General features: G+C 69.0%; 16 protein-coding genes. 2 read left to right on the top strand and 14 right to left on the bottom strand.

Annotation, left to right across the window (positions count from 1 at the left end; all coding sequences use genetic code 11):
* Positions 1-49: 49 nt before the first annotated feature.
* The 13 genes from N4R40_RS09685 to N4R40_RS09625 form a co-directional block, all read right to left on the bottom strand.
* Complete coding sequence (locus N4R40_RS09685; RefSeq protein ID WP_261607171.1) at positions 50-877, bottom strand: YveK family protein; 828 nt, start codon at positions 875-877, stop codon at positions 50-52.
* Positions 874-1,578, bottom strand: coding sequence for a hypothetical protein (locus N4R40_RS09680; protein ID WP_261607170.1), 705 nt, complete (start codon positions 1,576-1,578; stop codon positions 874-876). Before N4R40_RS09680 ends, N4R40_RS09685 begins: the two co-directional genes overlap by 4 nt.
* Positions 1,575-2,702: a glycosyltransferase gene (locus N4R40_RS09675; protein ID WP_261607169.1), complete on the bottom strand. Its 1,128-nt coding sequence runs from the start codon at positions 2,700-2,702 to the stop codon at positions 1,575-1,577. The genes N4R40_RS09680 and N4R40_RS09675 overlap by 4 nt, the downstream gene beginning before the upstream one ends.
* Complete coding sequence (locus N4R40_RS09670) at positions 2,699-3,949, bottom strand: glycosyltransferase family 4 protein (protein ID WP_261607168.1); 1,251 nt, start codon at positions 3,947-3,949, stop codon at positions 2,699-2,701. The genes N4R40_RS09675 and N4R40_RS09670 overlap by 4 nt, the downstream gene beginning before the upstream one ends.
* Entirely contained in the window at positions 3,946-5,388 is a 1,443-nt protein-coding gene (locus N4R40_RS09665; protein WP_261607167.1) for an oligosaccharide flippase family protein, read from the bottom strand. The genes N4R40_RS09670 and N4R40_RS09665 overlap by 4 nt, the downstream gene beginning before the upstream one ends.
* A gap of 1 nt (position 5,389) precedes the next feature.
* Positions 5,390-6,511: a DegT/DnrJ/EryC1/StrS family aminotransferase gene (locus tag N4R40_RS09660; protein ID WP_261607166.1), complete on the bottom strand. Its 1,122-nt coding sequence runs from the start codon at positions 6,509-6,511 to the stop codon at positions 5,390-5,392.
* Entirely contained in the window at positions 6,508-7,170 is a 663-nt protein-coding gene (locus N4R40_RS09655) for an LbetaH domain-containing protein (RefSeq protein WP_261607165.1), read from the bottom strand. The genes N4R40_RS09660 and N4R40_RS09655 overlap by 4 nt, the downstream gene beginning before the upstream one ends.
* Positions 7,167-8,327 carry a DegT/DnrJ/EryC1/StrS family aminotransferase gene (locus N4R40_RS09650; RefSeq protein ID WP_261607164.1) on the bottom strand — a complete coding sequence of 387 codons (1,161 nt, stop codon included), beginning with the start codon at positions 8,325-8,327 and terminating at the stop codon, positions 7,167-7,169. Before N4R40_RS09650 ends, N4R40_RS09655 begins: the two co-directional genes overlap by 4 nt.
* Positions 8,324-9,322: an NAD-dependent epimerase/dehydratase family protein gene (locus N4R40_RS09645; protein WP_261607163.1), complete on the bottom strand. Its 999-nt coding sequence runs from the start codon at positions 9,320-9,322 to the stop codon at positions 8,324-8,326. Before N4R40_RS09645 ends, N4R40_RS09650 begins: the two co-directional genes overlap by 4 nt.
* Positions 9,319-10,386, bottom strand: a complete 1,068-nt coding sequence (locus tag N4R40_RS09640) for a Gfo/Idh/MocA family protein (RefSeq protein ID WP_261607162.1) — start codon at positions 10,384-10,386, stop codon at positions 9,319-9,321. The genes N4R40_RS09645 and N4R40_RS09640 overlap by 4 nt, the downstream gene beginning before the upstream one ends.
* 39 nt (positions 10,387-10,425) lie before the next feature.
* Positions 10,426-15,903: a DUF4082 domain-containing protein gene (locus N4R40_RS09635; RefSeq protein WP_261607161.1), complete on the bottom strand. Its 5,478-nt coding sequence runs from the start codon at positions 15,901-15,903 to the stop codon at positions 10,426-10,428.
* 215 nt (positions 15,904-16,118) lie between these two features.
* The gene (locus tag N4R40_RS09630; protein WP_261607160.1) at positions 16,119-17,795 is read right to left on the bottom strand and encodes a GMC oxidoreductase; all 1,677 of its coding nucleotides are present in this window, start codon (positions 17,793-17,795) and stop codon (positions 16,119-16,121) included.
* The gene (locus tag N4R40_RS09625; protein ID WP_261607159.1) at positions 17,792-18,784 is read right to left on the bottom strand and encodes a glycosyltransferase; all 993 of its coding nucleotides are present in this window, start codon (positions 18,782-18,784) and stop codon (positions 17,792-17,794) included. The genes N4R40_RS09630 and N4R40_RS09625 overlap by 4 nt, the downstream gene beginning before the upstream one ends.
* 194 nt (positions 18,785-18,978) lie before the next feature.
* Between N4R40_RS09625 and N4R40_RS09620 the strand changes: the two genes are divergently transcribed.
* On the top strand, positions 18,979-19,575 hold the full coding sequence (locus N4R40_RS09620) for an acyltransferase (RefSeq protein ID WP_261607158.1): 597 nt from the start codon (positions 18,979-18,981) through the stop codon (positions 19,573-19,575).
* Complete coding sequence (gene lhgO, locus N4R40_RS09615; RefSeq protein ID WP_261607157.1) at positions 19,572-20,762, top strand: L-2-hydroxyglutarate oxidase; 1,191 nt, start codon at positions 19,572-19,574, stop codon at positions 20,760-20,762. Before N4R40_RS09620 ends, lhgO begins: the two co-directional genes overlap by 4 nt.
* A 201-nt stretch (positions 20,763-20,963) precedes the next feature.
* On the opposite strand, the gene coaA is transcribed toward lhgO, so the two are convergent.
* The gene (coaA, locus tag N4R40_RS09610) at positions 20,964-21,911 is read right to left on the bottom strand and encodes a type I pantothenate kinase (protein WP_261607156.1); all 948 of its coding nucleotides are present in this window, start codon (positions 21,909-21,911) and stop codon (positions 20,964-20,966) included.
* Positions 21,912-21,942 lie beyond the last annotated feature (31 nt).

Here is a 21,942-nt window from a genome sequence, read left to right as displayed (position 1 = left end):
TGGCGCGCTTCGACCGGCGGGGACGCGACAACGCGCGATGACACCTCCTCTACGCCATTCCGCTAGCTGCTGCTGCCGCGGGGCGAGCGGCGTAGACGGCATCGAGGTCCGCCCGGCGCGGGCGAGGTGCGCCCTCCGGCTCCTCCCCTGTTCCTCGGTCACCCTCGGGGCCGCTCTCCGGGTCGTCTTCGGGAGCGTCGCCCTCGCGCGCCGTTCGGCTCCGGGTCGTGTCCGATCCGTCGCCGCTCGCGCCATCCCCCATCGGCCTGCGGGTACGCCCGCGGCGTGTCACGAGTCCATCCACGAGACTCGCGATCACCAGTGACAGGACGAGCAGGATGATGCCGGCGCCGGCGCTCGCGACGACGCGGTCGCGTTGCTGAACCTTCCCTTCGGCATCCACCGAGACCGTCGTGATCGTGATGCGGTCCCGAACGGGGATCCCTTCCTCTGCCTGCAGATCATCCAGAGCGGCGGTCGTCGACGCCATCAAGCCCTCGAGCACCGCACCGGCCACCTCATCGTCGGCAGCGGTCACCTTCGTCTGGATCACGGGCCCGGATGCCGTGGGGTCCCGTGCGATCTCGATCTTTATGCCGGGGTTCTGTTCGAGCACCGGGCGCAGCACGTCCTCGGACGAGACCGCGCGCACGAGGACGTCCGCGGGCGGGGTGAGTCCCCCGAGGTAGAGGTAGGGGTTCGTCGCCCCTTCGGGGAGGGTGCCCAACCCGGGCAGCAAGAGCTGCGAGGCGGCGCGCTCGTACGTCGGAGCGACGACGGTCCACGCGCCGAATGCCGCGACGAACGCGAGCACCATTCCGGGGATGACGATGTACCACCGGCGGGTGAATGCACGCATCAGATCCAGAAGCGTCATGCTGTCGTTCCTCTCGGTTCCCGAAGCGCCGCGCCGGCGTGGCGTGTACGGGCGCGGCGGGCGCGGCGGCGCTGTGCCCGCCGATCGATGGACACCGCCAACCACGACCCGACCAGCCCCGCCGCCACCAGCATGGCGGCTGCGGCCATGACCTGCGCGCTTCGCGACGCGCTGATGTACTCGATGCGCAGCGTCAGCGGGCCGGTATGTGCCACGATGCGCTCGCCGTCGGCGACACCGCCGCTCTGTTCGCTCGCGACGATCTGCTCGATCTCAGCCAGGATCGACCGCTGCTTGATCGCGACCCACTCGTAGGTGCGGCCGACGATCTGGACGTCGAGGATGGCTTCGCTGTAGCGCGTGGCCCACTGATTTCCCTCGTCTCGGAGCCCGACGAGCACACCTTCCCGGACTCCAGCGCCATAGAACGGCGCGTCGCTCTTGGAGTATCTCGATGCCTCGAGTCCCTCGTTGATCTGGGCAGCGACGACGCCGGCGAAGGTGATCACGCTCTCGCTGTCGGCGCCGCTCTCGGGGGTGAGCACGTTCGCGGCGGGCAGAGTGAAGATCACCGTGGTGCGGGTCGTGTAGGAGCCGCCGTCACGCGCCATCAGCACGGTGGCCACGATGATGAGCGCCAAAACGCCGGCGAAGACATACCACCGTCGGCGGAGGAGTTGGAAGAAGTCGCGCAGTGTCATCGTGGGGCACCTCCGGCCCGATCGAGCACCGCAAGCAGTTCGGCGGCACGCATGTCCCATCCGTGACGACGGGCGAAATCGCGGCGGCGCCGTTCTGCGACGTCGTCGGCGCGCTCCTCGATGAATCTCTGCGCCGCGCGCACGAATGCGGCCGCGTCCGCGGCGATGGCGACGTCCGCACTGCCGAGCCACGTGGCCGCAGGCAGATCGCTGCTGACGACCGGCACACCGGACGCAAGATATTCGAGCGTCTTCAGCGGCGAACTTGCGCGGTTGAACGACGAGAGTGCATACGGGGTCAGCCCCACGGCGATCTCCCGGAGGTGCGACGGCACCTCTCCCACGGGAACCGGACCACGCCACTCGACGAGAGGGTGAGCGCGCAGGGCCGCCAGCCGCTCCCGTTGGGAGGGGTCCCGCATCGTTTCGGGCCCGACGATTCGCAGCGGGATGCCCGCCGCGACGATCGCTTCGAGGATGCCGAGATCGATGCGTTCGTTGATCTGCCCGACGAGCCCGGCGATCGGCTGCCGCGCGGCGAGGGGACCTTCGGTGACCGGCGGAGCTCCGTTGGGCAGTATGAGTTCGATGCGAGGCCTGGAGCCGATGCGTGCCGGAACGAGATCCAGAAGCGCCGGGGAGACGACCACGACGACGTCCGCGCGCTGCGCGTTGCGGCGGAGCGTACGTTCCACCAGACGCGTGGAGACGCCCATCAGGGGCGCTCCCGCGACCCAGTCATCGGTGACGTAGAGCACCCGCGCCTGGCGCGCGTTCCGAGGAAGGGATGCCAGTGGGTTTGCCATGACGATCACCGCCTGCGGCACGCGCGACATGGCGCGACGAGTCGCGGCCGTGCGAAGCCAGGCCGACACCAGGCGGAACGGCCACCGGGTCACGCCGATCGTGGCCGGCACGGCGATGCGATCGACGCCCTCGTGCGGCTCCGGCGCTCGCTGGGTGAGCCATCGGCGCCAGCTGGTGCGCCGGTTCGGCGGGTCGACCCAGACGACATCCCTCGAGCGGCCGAGCGCGGTGACGATGCGGCGGTCGGTGCCGGCCGTCTCATCCCATCCCACACCCGCCAGCCAGATCAGCGGCGTCGCCACGCTTCGCCGGCTCATCCGGCGCTCCGAACCCGCGCGGCGCCGGCGACCGGGCGCGCATTGAAATCGTCTGCCGACTCGGTCCCCAATGCCCGGCGGACACGCTTGCTGAGGTAGTACCGGCTGTACCGGACGAGCGCTGCCGTTTCGGACGCCACCGCACTGCGCGACGGATGAGCGATCGCGTCCGCATACAGGTGCGTCTGCACGTCGGCCGCACGCGTGAGGGCGAATCGCTGCCGCACCAGTTCGAGCCCGAAAGCGCCGAGGCGCGTGCGCTGGCGAGGACTGCGCAGCAACGGTCGCAGCTCGCGTTCGAGATTCTCCACGCCGTGCTCGCCCCCGCCGTCCACGCCGTACCAACCCTGCCACAGGAAGCCGTCGACCGTCTCGGGTGTCAGCGCGCGCCAGAAGCCGCGCTCGCCCTGGACGACCAGCGGCGCTCCGTAGGCCAGGGCGCGCAGAGCCGACCCGCCCATCCCGAATGCGATGTCGGCCACCGCATACGCGGGCCGGGGGTCGGCGAGCTGGCCGGTGAGGACGATGGTGCCGGCTCCGCATCGCGCGTTCACCGCGTCGGCGCGAGCGCGCACCACCTCGCGCGCCGGCCCGTCGCCGACGACGATCAACTGCAGTCCCGTCTCTTCCGCGAGCCGACCGACGACCTCGATGGCGGTGAGGATCCCCTCGAGCTTCAGCTCGTGCGCGAGTCGCGTGACCATCACGAGAGTGAGACGGCGGTCGTCGACGCCGAACCGTGACCGGAATTCGGCGACGCCGTGCACATCTCGGATGTCGTTGTAGGCGAGGTCGACGGGAGGCTCGATCACGGAGACGCGAACGCGTCCTCGGTGCTTCTCCGTGTCGGCGATCTGCTCGGTCCCCACGATCAGGGGAACCGAGTGCGGGATGAACGGCGCGACGGCCATCGACATCACGGTCGACACGACCGCCGTACGGGCGCCGCGGCGCGCCGCGAGGACGGCGTCGAGAGTCGGCGGCCATTCGTATCCGTGCAGGACATCGATCCGCCGGGTGCGGACGAGTTCGGTGAGCGCCGCGGCGGTTGCGGGAGAGGGACGTTTTCCGGGCGGCGGCGCGGCCACGAATTCCAGCCCGAGTTCGTCGATGCGGCCGTTGAGTTCGCCGCGGCGGCCGAAGACCACGACCTCGTGCCCGAGATCCCGCACGGCGGCGGCAAGCTCGATCGCGTTGAGCTGACTCCCCCCGACCCCGAGGTCGTGCGGGTACACGAGGATCCTCATGACGTCCCCTGCCGGGCCGAGCCGAGAGCGGCGATGTCGCGCCGCGAGAGGGCCAGCACCCCCGCCGCGACGACGACCGCCAGCACCCCGGCTGCCACCGCGGCCCACAGGTCCACGGCGATCCTGGCGGCGAGCACCGCGCTGCCGACACCGACGACCGCGCCGCCGAGAAGGGGCACCAGGAGCGCCCGCGCGAGCGTGCCGACGCGCACCGACGCGGCACGCAGCGCCCAGCCATACCCGGCGATCAACACGATCGCGGCGGTGAGGGCCTGCGCTGCCGCGACGCCGGCGATCCCGTCCAGCTGTGCCCCGAAGAGGACGGCGGGGACCAACAACACGAGCCAGGCGACTTGGATCCCCAAGAGCGTGGCCGACTTGCGCTTGACGGCGAGGAAGTCGTAGGCCAGCTCGAACGCGATCCGAACGGCGCCCTGCAGGGCGAGCCACTGCAGGGCGAGCGCAGCGGGAGCCCAGGGGGCACCGTAGACGAAGGTGACGACCGGCAGCGCCGCGCCGGCGAGGAACGCACACATCGGCAACGCGATCGCCATCAGGACGCGCGCCGCGGAGCGGAACCCGCTGTCCATGCGGTCAGGCGCGGTCTGAACGCGTGCGAATGCCGCCGGCGCGACAGCGCGCACAGGCTGCGACAGCATGGCCACGGGCCAGCTCGCGAGATTGAACGCGAGCAGGTAGAAGCCGAGGGCTTGCGCGCCCAGCACGGCACCGACGACGAACTGGTCGGCATATCCGACCGCGAAGACGATGATGCTCGCGCCGGCCAGGGGAAGACCGAATCGCAGGAGCGGCCGAATGTACTCGCGGTCCCAGCCGAAGCGCAGCGGCAAGGGGCTGAATGCGAGCAGCATGCCGCTGAAGACGACGGCGGCCACGATGCGCCCGATCGCGAGACTCATCGCGCCGAGCCCGGCGAGCGCGAGGAGCACCGACAGCCCCGCACCGAGCCAGGTGTTCACCTGGTCGGCGATCGTGCGCCGACCCTGCTGATACTCCCGCTGCATGCCGGCGGCCGCTGTGGCGACCAGGCCGTTCAGCGGCACACAGAGAAGCATCACCTGGACGACCGGTGCGGCCGATGCGTCGCCCATCGCGCTCGCGAAGCCCGGCGCGAGTATCCATCCGACGGCGAAGACCAGCACACTGGCGCCGACCGAGATCGTCGTGACGGTGGGCGCGATCAGACGAGGATCCTCCTGCCACCGCACGATCGCGAGGCTCACACCGAGTTCATTGAAACTGAGCACCGCGGCGAGAGCGACCATCGCGATGGCGTAGGTGCCGAACTCGTCCGGTCCGAGCACCCGGGCGATGACGATCCCGATGAGGAGCGTCCCGAACTTGCCGATCGCCGTGTTCGCGAAGCTCCAGCCGAGGGCGCGGCGCGCGCTGGGCTGTCTCGTCGCGGCGCCCGTCACGTCACGCCACCCGCCGCGTGGTGCCGACCGCCACGTCCAGCGCCGTCGCGACCTCGGCTTGCTGCGCCGCGGTCAGGTGGGGGAACATCGGCAGCGACAGGATCTGCGCGGCCGCCGCCTCGGCGACCGGGAACTCCCCCGCGCGGTGCCCGAGCGCGGCGTAGGCCTCGGTCAGCGGGACGACCATCGGGTAGTGGATGCCGACGCCGATGCCGGCCGCCGAAAGGTCGGTGAGCACGCGGTCTCGGTCATCAACCCGCACGACATAGAGGTGCCAGACATCTTCGTTGCCGCCACGCACGCTCGGGAGCCGCACACCGTCCCGTCCCCCGAGCAGCTCTGCGTACCGATCCGCGGCATCCCGGCGCGCAGCGTTCCAGCGATCGAGTCGGCGCAGCTTCGCGCGCAGGACGCTCGCCTGCACGGCATCCAATCGCGCGTTCATGCCGATGCGGTCGTGCACGTACTTGACCGAGCTGCCGTGGGCGGCGAGATTCCGGGCGGTCGCCGCGATCTCCGCGTCGTTCGTCATCAGCGCGCCGGCATCGCCGGCGGCGCCGAGGTTCTTCCCGGGGTAGAAGCTCGTGGCCGACACCCGCCCCAGAGCCCCCGCGCGCCCGGTGGAGCACACTGCGCCCTGCGACTGGGCCGCGTCTTCGACGACCGCGAGGTCGTGCCGCGCCGCCACCGCGAGCACGTCGACCATCGGCGCGCTCTGCCCGAACAGATGCACGGGAACGATCGCCCGCGTGCGCGGTGTCACGGCGGCCTCGATCGCGTCGGGATCGATGAGCAGGTACTCGTCGTCGACGTCGACGAACACCGGAACCGCGCCGATGCGCGAGGCCGCCTCGGCGGTCGCGATGAACGTGTTGGCCGGCATGATCACCTCGTCACCGGGGCCGATGCCGAGGCCGCGGTAGGCGAGTTCGAGCGCGTCGGTGCCGTTGGAGACACCGACGACGTGCTCGACGCCGATGTAGTCGGCGTACTCGCGCTCGAAGGCCTCGACCTCGGGACCGCCGATGAAGGCGGCCGAGGCCAACTGGCGTCGCCAGACGGGAAGCACCTCCTCGACGATTTCGGCCTGCTGGGCGGCCAGGTCGATGAACGGAACGGTCATGCGTGCTCTCCCCGTACTCCGACGGGCTCGGACGCCCGCGCTGTATCCAACTGCCGGGCCGGAACTCCGGCCCACGTCTGGCCGACCGGCACGTCGCGCAGGACGGCGGCGCCCATCCCGACGGTCGAATCGGCCCCGATGGTGACCTCCGGCCGGACACAGGCGTTCATCCCGAGGTAGGCCGCGGCACCCACCCGCACACCACCGCCCAGCGAGACACCGGCGGCCAGCGTCGCGAAGTCCTCCAGCACGCCGTCGTGCGTGATCGTGCAGTTGGGCATGATCACCACGTGGCTGCCGACGTCCGTCGCGGCGGTCACGACCACTCCGTCGAGCAGGATGGATCCGGCGCCCACGGTGACGCCCTGGCCGATACGCACTGAGCCGGCGACGAATGTCGCGTATCGTTCGGCCTCCACGCCCGCGGCACGCAAGCGGTCGACCACCGCACGTCGCCCACCGCTCGGCCCCACGCAGACGAGCAGCCGTGCGTCGTGGGCGACCGCGTCGGAGATGCTTCCGACGACGGGCACACCGCCCACCTCGGTGCCGTGCAAGGCCGCGTTGTCGTCGAGGATGCCGGCGACGCCGGCGATCCCCGCTGCGATGACCTCTCGGGCCAGGCCACTCGCCCCCACAAGGAGCAGCCCGGCGGTCATGCGACCGCCTCGCCTATCGGATGGTGCAGGACCTCGAGCACCCGGTCCTGGTCCCCCTCGGACAGGGAATGGTAGACGGGCAGGATGAGAGTCCGATCGGTGAGCCGCTCGGTCACCCGGAGTGATCCCTCCGGAGCCAGATCGCGATAGGGTGCCTGGCGGTGCGTGGCCATGATGCCGCGCCGGGCGGAGATCCCCGCTACCGAGAGCGCCTCCAACAACCCCTCACGATCGACCGGGTAGTTCTCGAGGACCTCCACCCAGAACGACTGGAAGTTGGAGGTCCCCCACTCCGGGTCGGCGACGGACCGCAGGCCGGGGATCTCCGCGAGCGCGGCCTGGTAGCGCGCAGCGATCTGGCGGCGCCGGGCGACGATCGCCGGCAGCTTGCCCAGCTGCACGAGTCCCACTGCGGCCTGCAGATCCGTCAGGCGGAAGTTGAAGCCGACCTCGGTGTACTCCTCCGCCGGCGGCAGCACCGAGCGGTGCCGGTCGGTGGCCGAGACGCTCATCGCGTGCTCGCGCAATCGTCGCGCGCGCGCAGCCCAATCGGCGCGCTGCGTCGTGATCATCCCGCCCTCGCCGGTCGTCAGCAGCTTGCGGGGGTGGAAGGACCACGCCGCGATGTCGGCGGTGGCGCCCACGGGGCGTCCCCGGTAGGTCGAACCCGCGCCGCACGCGGCATCCTCGATGACGACGATGCCCAGCGGATCGGCGACGGCGCGGATCGACGCCAGGTCGACGGGAACGCCGCCCTGGTCCACCGCGATCACGGCGCGCGTCGACGAGGTGAGCGCCAGATCGACGGCCGACGCCGTGAGGTTCCCGGTGATTTCGTCGACGTCCGCGAACACCGGGGTGGCCCCGACATAGCGCACCGCGTTGGTCGTCGCCACGAACGAGAACGACGGGACGATCACTTCGTCACCCGGGCCGATGCCCGCGACGACGAGGGCGAGGTGCAGCGCGGTCGTGCAGCTCGTGGTTGCGACCGCGTACGGGGCCTGCATGGCCTCGGCGAACTCCGTCTCGAACTGCGCCACCCGCGGCCCCTGGGCGACCCACCCGGAGGCGATCGCCTCGGCGACGGCATCCGCTTCCTCCTGGCCGAGCCAGGGGACCATCACGTTGATGCGTTCGCCCAGACGCACGTTCATGCGGTCACCACCTGGCGGCCGGTCGAGATCTCTTCGCGCAGCGGCCGCCACCAATCGACCAGCTGCCGCAGTCCCTCTTCCAGGTCGATGCGCGCCCGGAAGCCGAGATCGCGCGATGCCGCCTGGATGTCGGCGAGCCGGCGGACGACGCCGTTGACGGCTCGCTCGGGGCCGTGCTCGACGCCGAGGTGTTCGGCATCCATCACCCGCAGGAGCGTCTGCGCGAGCTCGAGCAGACTGGTTTCGGTGCCACTGGCGATGTTGTACGTCCCTCCGACGATGTCGCTGCGCGCCGCCAACACATTGGCGTGCGCGATGTCGGGCACGCAGACGAAGTCCATCGTCTGCTGCCCGTCACCGAAGATGAGGGGCGGGACGCCGTCGGCGATCCGTTCCATCCAACGCACGAGGACTTCGGTGTAGAGGCCGTGCACATCCATGCGCGGCCCGTACACGTTGAAATAGCGGAGCAGAACGTAGTCGAGGCCCTGCATCGCACGGAAGCTGCGGACGAGTCCCTCGTTGAAGGTCTTCGCGGCGCCGTAGATGGTGTCGTTGTTCTCGTGGTGGTGGCGTTCGTCGGTCGGGAAGGCTTCCGCCATGCCGTAGACGGAGGCGCTGGATGCCGCGATGAGCTTGCCGACCCGGTGCTGCGCGGCGGCCTCGACGACGTTGAATGTGCCGTCGACGAGCACCTCGAGGGCGAGCCGCGGCTCCTCGGCGCACTGCGTGATGCGGATCGCGGCCTGGTGGTAGACGACATCCTTGCCCGCGACGAGGTCGTCCACGAGCGCGCGATCGCGGATGTCGCCGTCGATGAGAGTCACGCGTCCGGTGGCGAGCGCTTCGTCGAGGTTCGCGCGCCGCCCGCGGACGAGGTTGTCGAGGACGTCGATGTGCGCAGCGCCGGCGACGAGGAGTTGGTCCACGAGCGTGGAACCGATCGTCCCTGCGCCACCGGTGACGAGAATGCGGGCGTCTTCGAGCTGGGTCATGCGGCTGCCCTCCGGGGCTGGATGTCGAGCTTCATGGGTGCCGGGGCGCCTCCCGCGGCGAGACTGCGCTGGGCGGCGTCGAGCACCGACAGCACGCGGAGCCCGGCTTCCCCGCTGGTGCGCGCGGGGCGGCCTTCGCGGATCGCCGCGGCGAATTCGGCGACGACTCCGGCGAGCGCCTCGCGTTCGGGGAGCGCCGGCGACCACGTGTCGCCCAGACGGTACGAGATGTTCGCATCGCGGCGGTCGGGGGTGGTCTCCTTCGAGACGGCGGCGATGTCGACACCGCGGTCGTAGACGCTGATCCGCTGCTGCGGGTTGAGATCGTCCCAGACGAGGGTGCGCTTCGTGCCGCCGATCACCATCTGGCGGATCTTCGTCGGGCTGAGCCAGTTGACGGTGACGTGGGCCATCGCGCCGCACTCGAGCGGCATCGCGAGGTACCCGACGCAGGCCTTCCCGGTGCCGAGCGGGTCGGATCCGTGGGCCGACACCGATCCTGTGGCAAGTCCGCCCGGCAGCACGAAGTCCATGATCGACAGGTCGTGGGGCGCGAGATCCCAGAACACGTCCACGTCGGGCTGGATGAGCCCGAGGTTGATGCGTGTGCTGTCGACGAAGAGGATGTCGCCGAGCGCGCCCTCCGCGATGAGATCACGGATCTTGAGCACCGCGGGCGTGTAGCAATAGGTGTGGTCGGCCATGAGGATGCGGCCGCTCCGCGCAGCGCGCGCGACCATCTCCTCGCCCCGTACCCGGTCGTCCGCGAGCGGCTTCTCGACCATCACATGCTTGCCGGCATCCAGTGCCTGCAGAACGATCGGGTGGTGCGTGCGTGCCGGCGTGGCGATGGCGATCGCATCGACGGTCGGGTCGGCGAGGACCTCGTCGAGGCTCGCCGTGACCGGCACTCCGCCGATGCTGTCGGCGACCCGCTGGGCACGCCCGATGTCGAGGTCGCAGATGCCCGCGAGCTCCCAGTCCGGGCTCGCGCGGAAGTTCCTCGCGAGGTTCGGCCCCCAATAGCCGGCCCCCACGACCACCGCATTCAATTTCTCTGTCACGCTGCTTCTCCCCACGAGGCTGGCGATTGTCTTATCGGTCTATTCGGTTGGCAGGAATGTCACGTCGACCCAGTAGTTGTGGTTCGACAGATTCGACGGATACGCCGTCGAATACGTGTAGGCGGCGCCCTGTTGCGGCGTCGTGAAGACGCCGGACGTGGTCGGGTTGGCGAGTCCGTTCAGATCGACGGCATAGCGTCCGGTCGTGCTGTGCAGCCCCACCCGATACTCCTGGCCGGGCTGCAGGGTGACCGGCGACGCGAAGGCGACTTCTTGCCAGCCGTCGGCCGTCTCCGCCGTGAAAGCGACCTGCGCGAGCGCCTGGCCCGCACTGTTCCACAGGTAGCCCGTATGTGCGCCGGTGTTGGTCGCGCCCTTGTAGAACCGCACGCCGGTCGCGGTCCCGGCCACGGTGACACTGAACCGCGTGGCCACTTGGACGCTGTCCGGGTCGTCCCAGGCGGAGTTCTGCGGCGTCAGGGTCCCGAAGATGGATGCCGCGGTGAGCACCGGTGGCTCGTCGGCGGTCGTGAAGGCCCAGGAACCGCCCGTCACCGCGGACACGGAGACCGTGTAGGTCGTGCGCCACGCGAGCGGGTCGGTCGGCGTGAAGATCGCAGTCTGTGTCACGTCGTCGTAGGTGGTGACCCCGGCGACGGCCGTCCCGTTCACCGCGAGCCCGACCTGGGCCGACGGCGCGGGCCGATCCAGGACGACCGAGACGGTCGTCGTGGGGGCCACATCCACGGCATCGGCTGCCGGCGTCCGCGTCGTCACCGCGGGCGTCGGCGTCGCGGTCGGCGTGGGCGTCGGCGTGGGCGTCGGCGTCGCGGTCGGCGTGGGCGTCGCGGTCGGCGTCGGCGTGGGCGTCGCGGTGGCTCCCCCGCCGAACGCGATCTCGGCGTCGACGAAGTACGACGACGAGTTCCAGGAGCCGGTCGGGAACACTCCCCCGGCACCGTAGAAGAACCGCCCGTTGGCGCCCGCGGGCGCCACGATCGACCCGCTCGTGCGCTGCACCGAGAAGTAGGCCGACTCGATCGCATAGCGTCCGTTGGGCGCGAAGTACGACGCGACGTAGGTCGTGCCCGGCGCGACGACGACGGGTGTCGACAGCGCGGCACGCTGCCACCCGGAGGCGGTCTCGTTCGAGAACGTGACGGTGGCGAGGCGGTTGCCCTCGGAGTCCCACAGGCTGCCGACATGCGTGCCGGTGTTGCCCACGCCCTTGTAGAACCGGAGCGCGGTCACACTGCCGCTGCGGGTCACCGTGAAGGCGGTCCCGAGTTCGACGGCGCCGGTATCGGAGGCGGCCGCCGTCGCGGGCGTCGCCTCCCCGAACAGCGTGTCGGTGCTCCCCGGCACGACGGGCTCCACCGTGGTGAAGGTCCACTGATCGAGCACTTGGCCGCCGATGCGCACCGTCGCGGTATAGGTCGTGGCCGGGAGGAGGTCCGCCGACGGATCGAAGGTGAGCGTGCGGATTCCGGCGGCGTAGGACGACGTCCCCGCCACGCTCGCACCCGACGCCGCCGCGAGAGCGATCGTGGGCGAGTCGACGGCCAGCGACAGCACGGCCGACACGGTCGCGGCCAGGTCGACCCTGGCCCCCGTCGGCGTCTTCTCCGTCACCTGCGGCGCCGGAGCGCTACTCGTGCCGGCCGTGAACAGGACGTCCGCGAAGTAGCTCGACTGCTGCCACGACTCGGTCGGGCGCACGCCGCCGTTGCCGTATCGGAAGGTGCCGCCGGTGGCCGTCAGAGAGCCACTCGTCTTCGGCGAGGCGAAATACCCGGCGGTGAAGGGGTACCGGCCCTGCGGAGAGAAGAACGACACCGTATAGGTCTGTCCGGCAGCCAGCGTCACGGGCACGGCGAGGACGGCCGTCTGCCATCCCGACGCGCTCTCACCGGTGAACACGACGGACGCCAGCGCCTGGCCGCTCGACGACCAGAGCGTTCCGGTGTGGGCACCCGTGTCACCCGCCATCTTGTAGAACCGCAGCGCCGTGACCTCGCCGGCGACGGAGGATCGGAACTCGGTACCGAGCTCGAGCGGTGTGCCGTCGTTTCCCAACGCGGGCGACAGCACCTCGGTGCCGAAGATCGACGTCGGTGTGGGCGAGGACGGGTCCGGCTCGACAGTGAACGACCACGTGCGCGGCGCCCCCGCTCCCCCCGCGCTGGCGACGCCGTCGACGGCGACGGCCACACTCGCCCCATACGGCAGCGGGCCGGTGGGGGTGAATGTCATGACGGAACCGCTGACGGCGGTCGTCCCGGCCACCGGCGCGCCATCGGCTGTCACCGTCACGACGGGAGTGCCGACAAGGGCAGCGGTGAAGGTCGCGGTGATCGTCGAACTCCGCGGGACGGCGCTCGCTCCCGACGCGGGAGAGGTGGAGACCCACGTCGGGCCGGACGCCGAACCTCGTTCGAAGACGACGTCGACGAGGTAGCTCGACGTCGACCGCTGCGCCGGGAATCCGCCGGAGTACGAGTAGGACCCGCCCTGCGCCGACGTGACCAGCGGCCCCCGTTCGACGGGGGTGGTCAGCGCGCTCGGGCTCGCCGAGTACCTCCCCGCCGGCGCCACGTAGGAGACGACGTACTCCGTTCCGGGCGCGACGGCAACGGGCGACGTGAGCACGGCGGTCTGCCAGCCGGAGGCGCCTTCGGAGGCGAAGTCGGCGTCGGCGAGCTTGGTCCCGTCCGCGGTCCACAGGGCGCCGGTGTGCGGCCCCACGTTCGATGTGCTCTTGTAGTAGCGGATGGCGGTGATCAGACCCGGCTCCTTGACCGAGAACCTCGTGCCGAGCGTGACGGGGGCCGCGTCGGGGTCGGAGGCGATCAGCGGGCGCTCGCTCTCGGGGAAGATCGTGCACGGGCACTCCCCCGCAGGGACGTCTGCAGCAGCCGTGGTGAAGGTCCACTCCGGACCCGCGTCGAACGCCGACCCGTCGGTGGGCACCGCCGTCACGGCCACCGAATACGTGGTCGCGTTCGTGAACGGCTCGGCCGGCGCAAACCGGATGGTGCGAGTGGCGGCGGTGTACGACACGGTGCCGGCGACCGCGCCTTCGGGCCCGGTGACGACGATCGACGCCGCCCCAACGTCACGGGTCGTGACGGCCTCGACGGCCGAACCGACGGGCACCGACGTGGCTCCCCGCTCCGGGGTGACGGCCGCGATGCGTGTCGATGACGCCGCGGCTGTCTCGAACATGCCGTCTACGTAGTAGCTCGAGTTACCCCAGGTGAGTGCGGGAAACTTGCCCGGTGACGCGTAGACTCCCGGACTCGCGGCGCCCACGCCGGAGACCACGGTGAGCGGCGTGGACGCCGTGTTCTTGTAGGGCCAGTAGTCGTCCACGTACGCGTAGCCGCCGTTCGGCGCGGTGTAGGAGACGACGTAGGTCTCACCGGTCACGACGGCGACCGGCGCATCGAACATCGCCGTCTGCCAGCCCGTCGACGTCTCACCGACGAACGTCACGACGGCCAATTGCTCGCCGGAATCAGACCACACTCGGCCGGTGTGCGTGCCGGTGTTCGCCGGCCCTTTGAAGAAGCGCACACCGGTGAGAAAGCCGTCGGCGTCGGGGGTGACCTTCAGTCCCAGCTCGACCGCCTGCGTGTCGGTGGCCGACGCGCGAGCGGGAATTGCGGCGCCGTAGACGGTCGCCGGGCCGGTGACCGCGACAGATCGCGTCACCCCCGCTGCCGAGTAGTGGGCGCTGTCGTCGATGGCACGGGCGCGGATCACCGCGGACCCATTGCCCTGCTGGATGTAGGAGTACGTCCACGACGTGGTTCCGGATGCCGCGTGCCACGTCGCTCCGCCATCGGTCGACACTTCGACACCGGCGACCTGGCCGCCACCGCCATCCGCTGCCGTCCCCGTCACCGTGATCTGCTGGCCGTGCGTGACGCTCGCGCCGGCAGCGGGCGAGGTGATCGTCGTCGTCGGGGCCACCGTGTCTGCGCTCTTCGTCGCGGGAAGGAGCCCGCTCATGAGCGATCCCGGTTGCGCATCCATGTCGGCCAACAGGTTCACCTGCGCCTGCTGCATCCGCGGGTCGGCCGCGGCGCCGTTGCCGTCGTGGGTGTCATCGAGACCCCAACCCCACTGGATGCTCGCCGCCGAGAAGACGAGCGCACCGCTCGCCGCGCGATACATCGTGACGTGGTGCTCGGTGGTGCCCTCGACGACTGTGTTGCCGTAGTCCGTCAGGTATTGCGGGGTGTAGCCCACCGTGGTCGACAGGCGAATGAGGCCGGCCGGTCGGAATCCGTTGTCGATGTCTTCGTTGGATTCGTAGCCGACGGTGTGCGGGGCCAGTTCCTCGCTGGCCCCGGCCGGAAGCGCTGCGAGCCCCGTGTTCCGCCACAACCTGGTCTTTCCCTCGGCTGCCGACACCGTGACAGGGAGGTCGTCGTTGTTGACGACGTACATCGTGCCCGTCAGGGCGTTCTCCGGCGAATGCCCACCCTGGGCCGCGCTCGCGAACCGAGGGTCGCGCCACGTCCCGGTCCACTCCGACGACGGATCGATCTTGGCGTTGGACCACGTTTCCTTGTATGAGACGAGGGTGCGGTACGCCGCCCCGCTGCTGTCGGGCTCGTAGCGTGTGCGCCAATACCCTTCGTTCCCCGTCAGGAACTGCAGGTTCACACCGGCATCCCGGGCTCCCTCGATGTTCGCGCGCTGCGCCCCGGACCAGTACTCGTCGTGGCCGACGGAGAGGAAGACGTCGTGGTTGAGCAGTTCGCCGCCGCGGCGGTCGGTGTCCACTCCGGCGATGTACGACATGTCATACCCGTTGCGCTCCAGGAAGCGCACCGTGGCGTACTCCGAGCTGAAGTAGAAGTCGCGCGCTTCCAGCCCACCTCGGGTGGCGAACGGACGGTTGTAGCTGATCTTGTGCGCGCGCCCGTTGGCCGCACCCTGGTAGAAGTTGCTGCCGCCATAGCCGTTGTATGCGTGCCACGTCGGGTCCGACGTCTGAAACAGCACGTCAGATGTGTTGCCGTCCTTACGGACGATGAAGATGATGTGGCTCGCTCCGCCGGTGTCTGTGCGAGTGAGCTTCGCGACATAGACGCCCGAAACTGCTGATGACGGTACATTCCAAGATGCCGAGACGTCCCATGTGCCGCAATCGTAGAGTTCCGTGGTGATGTCCGAGATGCATTCCGGCTGGTTCTGCGGCAGCGCGGTGCTGACAGGAACCGACGTGATTTTCCTGGCGCCCAAGCCCTGATACCAACCCGTGCGGTAGATATCAATTGTGTAGGCGGCTGCGTCTGTATCGATCTTGAAATCGATCGCGGCCCCCGCGTTCACCGAGATATCGGTCGCGAATCCTTGAATCGAGGCGTCTCCGGCGCCGGAGATATCCCATACCTCCGGGTCGGTACCCGGCTGCTGGTTCTCGCACACGATCGGGTTGATATCCGCGCCGCACGGGCTGCCGGCCGCCTCTGCCGGCGCCGCCGGCGAGATGACTGCGAGCATCGTCGCCACCATGCCCACCATCGCCGCGAACGCGATTGCTCGCGCCGAACGGTGGCGGCGAACGCCAAAACCCCGATGAATCCCCATACGTGCTTTCCCCCGTAAGCCGTTGCGTGATTCACGCAACGACACATTCACCGAATGAACGCGACGTTCCCCAGTCGCTTCCTGTCCGCGCTTCCCAGTCGCGTGAACAGAATCGGTGTCCCCTGCGCTCACCATAGCGAATCGTCCCCCGCCTGCACCAGACCCGATTCGCGCTGGCGACTTGCCTCGGCCAGGTGATGAGCCAGGCGCACGGACAGCGCAACTGCGAAGAACGTCGGGTTCGCCTCCGCGGAGGTCGGAAACACGCTGCTCGACGCGATGTGCAGATTGGAAGTCCCGTGGACACGACAGTCGGCATCGACGACCCCTCGCTCGGCGTCGACGCTCATGCGGGTCGTCCCAATGCTGTGGAACCCGTCGGTCGTCTGCTCCCAGGCAAACGCGCGCACCTCGACCGGATTGTCCCGAAGATACTCCAGGTGAGCGACACCCGCTGCGCGCAACTCGGCGTCGAGCAGCTCATGAGCTCGCAGCAGCGAATCGACGTCTTGATCGACATACCGGTAGTCGAGTTTCAGTACCTCTTGACCATCCGACTCGACGATGAGCGTCATCCGACTGTCCGGATTCGGCACCTGCTCCCCGTGATAGTGAATCGCGTACCGACCACTGACGTTTCGCAGAATGAACCCGGGCTTGCGCACGTTCGAGAGGTAGCGATGTCGCAGGATGTCGATGACGTCCGCCGCGGCGCGGAATGGCCGGCGAGCGATGTTCCCCACGTGCGCCGCGATCCGGTAGGGCTTCGGCCCCACGTGACGCAACCGGATTCCCTCGGCCAGGATCCGGCGTCCGACGGGCGGGAACGCAATGCCGAGGAAGACTGCGGACAGCGTCGGATTGCGGTGCTCGACCTCGTAGAACGGCGGATTGTCGAGGTAGAAGCTCGTGTTGAGCACCTCGTTCTCACGCTGAGCCGCCTCGGTCAGAGTGAAGCGTCGACGGATGTAGGTGTCGTGCGCGTCGAGAACGAAGTCGAGGTCGGCGGCACGCGCTGGGTCGTCGAGGACGATATCGGCGATGCTGCCGGTCGCGTGCCCCATGTAATAGCGGCCGAGCGGACCATCGACGCCGCCGAAGGCGTCCGGCATCCTCCGTTGGAGTCGCAGCAGGAGACGGGTGATTTCGAGTCCACCCATCGCAAGGATGTAGTCCGTAGCTCGAAGCTTCAGTACGTCACCATCGCGCGACGCGGAGACCGCTGTGACCGTGCGAGTCTCGTCGAACTCGACGTCGGTGACGCACGCTTGCAGAAGGACATCGATCCTCGCGTGCGCAGCGACGCGCGCACCGAGTCCGGGGCCGAGTTTGGGCCTGCGTGCCCACCGCTCGAGATTCGACATCGTGAACTGCGACAGCCCGTCCCAGTCAGTCTCAGTCGACCGGAACTGCGCAGCACCACAGTCGAGGTGATCAGCGGCCCGTCCGAAGTAGGGCGCGACGTCCGCAAGACCGATCGGCCAGTCACTGCCGGGCACATAGTCGCGCGGCTCGAAATCGATCGGCTCGAACGCCACGCATCGTCCACCCCACAGCCATGACGTACCACCGATGCCACTACGCGTCGTGAGCTCAATGGGCGCATGGCGTTCGGGGTCGGCAACCTGGGTGTCGTTGGTCGAGACATCGAGGATGCCGGCATCCGAGCCCCCCGCTTCGACCAACAGCACGTGCCGACCTTCTCGAGCAGATTCCAACGCGCAGGCCAGACCCACCGGACCGGCGCCCATGATGATCACGTCGTAGCGCTTCTGCGGCTGCTCTTTGCGGCCGAGGACCGTCACAGTGTCGCGTCCGCGGCGATCCGGGTGGAGGCATCTCTTTCCCACTGTTGCCCGCCCGCGCGGACGGTCCGTGCCGCCCGGCGTCGCGCTTCCAGCGTGAAGAGGACGTACCAGCCGACGTCAGCAAGATCGCGGATGCCGCGAACAGACTGCAGGAGCCCTCGCCCTCGCGTACCGGTCTCCGCGGACACCCCGATCTCGACATAGCCGCGACGCTGACGCGTGAGCACCGCCAGCAGCGCATCGGCGTTACGTGGCGTACGAACACGCATCGGCTCTGTCGCGACGATGCGCTTCTCTTCCTCTGCGAATTGCTCGTCGAACCAGGAATCATCGGCGGTCACGTTCGCGAACGCGCCGAACCGTGCGTGTCCGACAGCCCCTGTCGCGTACCCGCCGGCACCCCACAGCCGGCGCTCGGGCGCGGGCACCCGACTGCGCGCACGATAGTAGGAACGGACAGGCCAGGAAGCACTGCTGATATCGTAGACGTACCGTGCTCGCGCAGCCACAACACCCGGTTCGGCAAGCGCATCGAATACTGCACACACCGCCTCCGGGGCGATATCGATGTCCGCGTCGAGGTACAGCCGAGGCCAACTCGTTGCCACCTCATCAGCGAGGTTCATCGCGTGTGTCTTCGACCCGATGGGTGTCTCGAGAACGTTCACCCCCGGGAATGATCGCGCGATAGTCGCTGTGTCATCCGAGCATCCATTACAGACAACGATCACCTCGACGCCTGCACGCACCAGAGGTGCAAGGCCCTCGAGCGTGCGTCCGATCACCGCAGCCTCATCGTGGGCGGGAATGACCACCCCGCCCCGCGCGTCGACACACGGCGCTTCGCCGTGGACGCGCGAGGCGGGGTGATCGATGAAGGTACCGTCGGCCGGATAAGCGTCGACGATGGATGCGTGCGCGCCCCCGCGCACACGCCTCGACAGCGTCGCCGCAACGGCGAGAATTCCCCGGTTCCCCATACTCATTCCCCCGAATACCCGTCGCGTGAGTAAAGCGCGACGAGCTTATGTATCGATCGTTTGGCCGAAACCGATCCGCTCCCCCCAGAGGCGCGGATCTCGATCGATGTCCCCGCGGTCACTATATGCACAGATCACCCCCGGGCGCCATACTCGATCTCGACGGATGCCGTAACGCGCCGTCACGGGGAGGGGAACCCATGACCGACGCGCCCGCTGTGCAGGCCACCGCCGATGTCGATGAGAGCGCTGAGCTCGGCGCGAGAACGCGGGTATGGCATTTAGCTCAAGTGAGAGAAAATGCCCGGCTCGGCGCCGATTGCAACATCGGCCGTGGGGCGTACATCGGCCCCGGTGTCGTGCTCGGCGATGCCTGCAAAGTGCAGAACTACGCGCTCGTCTACGAACCGGCCGTCGTCGGCGACGGGGTCTTCATCGGCCCGGCCGCGGTGTTCACCAATGACGAGTTCCCGCGCGCGGCGAACCCCGACGGGTCGCCGAAAGGCACGGATGACTGGCAGGCCGTCGCGGTCACGGTCGATCGCGGTGCATCGATCGGGGCGCGGGCGGTGTGCATCGCGCCCGTGCACATCGGCGAGTGGGCGCTGGTCGCCGCCGGCGCCGTCGTGACCAAGGACGTGCCGGCCCACGCGCTCGTCGTGGGAGTACCGGCCCGCCGCATCGGCTGGGTGGGGCGCACAGGCCGCCCACTCACGCCCGACGGCGAGGTCTGGGTCTGCCCCGACACCGGCGAGCGCTATGTGCAGGACGGCGAGCGGCTGCGCGCTCTCGAATGAGCACGTCGTACATCGTCGTGGGCGCCGGGATCATCGGCGCCGCCGTCGGCCGCGAACTCGTCCACCGGTTTCCCGGCAGTACCGTGACCGTGCTCGAGAAGGAATCCCGCGTCGCCACGCATCAGACGGGGCACAACTCCGGCGTCGTCCACGCCGGGCTCTACTACGAGCCGGGCAGCCTCAAGGCACAGTTGTGCCGCCGCGGCGTCGGCCTGCTGAAGGACTTCTGCGCCGAGAAGAACCTGCCCTACCTCGAGTGCGGCAAGCTCGTCGTCGGCCTCGATGAGACAGAAGAGGGACGACTCACGGCAATCCATGAGCGCGCGGTCGCCAACGGCGTTCCCGGCGTGCACATGGTCGGGCCCGACGGCATCCGCGCGCGGGAGCCCGCCGCGATCGGCCGCGCTGCGCTCGTTTCCCCCGGCACCGCTGTGGTCGACTACACGGCGATCACGCGGGCACTCGCGGACGACATCACCGCCGCCGGGGGGCGTGTCGAGTTCGGCCGAGACGTCGTCCGCGTCGAGCGCAGCGCGGCGCGCAGCGTGGTACATACCTCCACCGGCACACTGGCCGCCGACCATGTCATCGTGTGCGCGGGGGCGCAGTCCGACCGGATATCGCGACGGTCAGGCGGGCCGCGGCATCCGAGTATCGTGCCGTTCTTCGGGCAGTACTTCCTCCTCGAACCCGCGTACCGCGACATCCTGAACGGGCTCGTTTATCCGGTCCCCGATCCGCGGTATCCGTTTCTGGGCGTGCACCTGACCAAGCGGTTCGACGGCGAAATGACCGTCGGCCCGAATGCCTTTCTTTCGCTTTCGCGAGAGCGCTATCGCGGGCTCGGACTGTCCCCCCGTGATCTCGCGGCGACTCTCGCGGATCCGGGCTTCTGGCGCTTCTCCGGTCGAAATATGCCGAGCGCCGTACGTGAAGCGCGGACGGTCCTGTCGCAGCGGTTCTTCCTGCGCGAAGCCCAGCGCTATGTGCCGTCGCTGGAAGGTGCGACCGCGACGCGGATCGAGCGCGGCATCCGGGCGCAAGCGATGGATGCCACGGGCCGGCTCCTCGACGATTTCGTCATCGAGACGGATGCCGCCGCCACCCACGTGCGCAACGCGCCCTCGCCCGGAGCGACATCATCGCTGGCGATCGCCGAGCATATCGTCGACCGCGTCACGGCGTGATCTCGATACACGGCCGCTGCGCGGCCGCACTCGATCACCGGGTGAACGCCCCCGCGTCCGCCTATCCCGCCGGGCCAAAGCCTGCGCGTCCGCATAGCCCGCCGGCGACAAACGCCCGTCGCCGCCCCCATCTCCGCTGGTCGAGTGCCGCGGCGCAGCCGCGGTGTACCGAGACCACCAGAGACCACCCCAGGCCACACCTCAGAGCTTGCGCAGCTGCACCCGCTCGACGGAGTGGTCGGCATCCTTCTTCAGGATCAACGTCGCGCGGTGCATCGTCGGTTCGACGTTCTCGCGCAGATTCGGCAGGTTGATGTCGTTCCAGAACCCCAGCGCGGCGTCCACGGCTTCGTCATCAGAGAGCCTGGCGAAATTCGTGAAGAACGAGTTCGGATTGTTGAACGCGCTCTGGCGCAGGGTCAAGAACCGACTGACGAACCACGAGGCGATGTCGTCGACGTCGGCATCGACGTAGATCGAGAAGTCGAACAGTTCGCTGACCGCAACGTCGTTCGGGCTCGGCGGCGGCGAAAGGACGTTGAGCCCTTCGACGATGACGACATCGGGCCGCCGCACGGTGACCTGCGCGTCGGGCATGATGTCGTACCGCACGTGCGAATAGAACGGCGCCCGCGCTTCGGGTGCTCCCGATTTCACGTCCATCAGGAAGCGCACGAGTGCACGGCGGTCGTAGGACTCGGGGAAGCCCTTGCGGTCCATGATCCCGCGGCGCTCGAGCTCTGCGTTGGGGTAGAGGAATCCGTCGGTCGTGACGAGCTCGACGCGCGGCGTCCCCGGCCAGCGGCTCATGAGCTCCCGCAGCAGACGCGCAATCGTCGACTTCCCGACCGCGACCGATCCCGCCACGGCGACGACGAAGGGCGTCGTCGAGTCGGGCTCGCCGAGGAAATCAGCGGTCTCGGCGCCGAGCCGTTTCGTGTTCTCGGCGTAGGTCGACAGCAGCCTGCTGAGCGGCAGATAGACCTCGCGGACCTCCGCGAGATCGAGCCGATCTCCGATGCCGCGCAGCTGCACGACTTCGGTCTCGCTCAGCGGATTCGGGATGCCGGCGGCCAGTCGCGCCCATTCGGAACGGTCGACCTCGCGATAGAGCGAGTCGACGGCGAGCGTCGCATCTTCGGTGGACATCGCGCCCACTCTATCGGCCGATACGCTGACT

Origin of the sequence: Microbacterium memoriense, from assembly GCF_025398275.1 — a bacterium.
Taxonomy (GTDB): domain Bacteria; phylum Actinomycetota; class Actinomycetes; order Actinomycetales; family Microbacteriaceae; genus Microbacterium; species Microbacterium memoriense.
The sequence above is the reverse complement of the archived record's forward strand: the minus strand, read 5'-3'. Positions and strand labels throughout refer to the sequence as shown.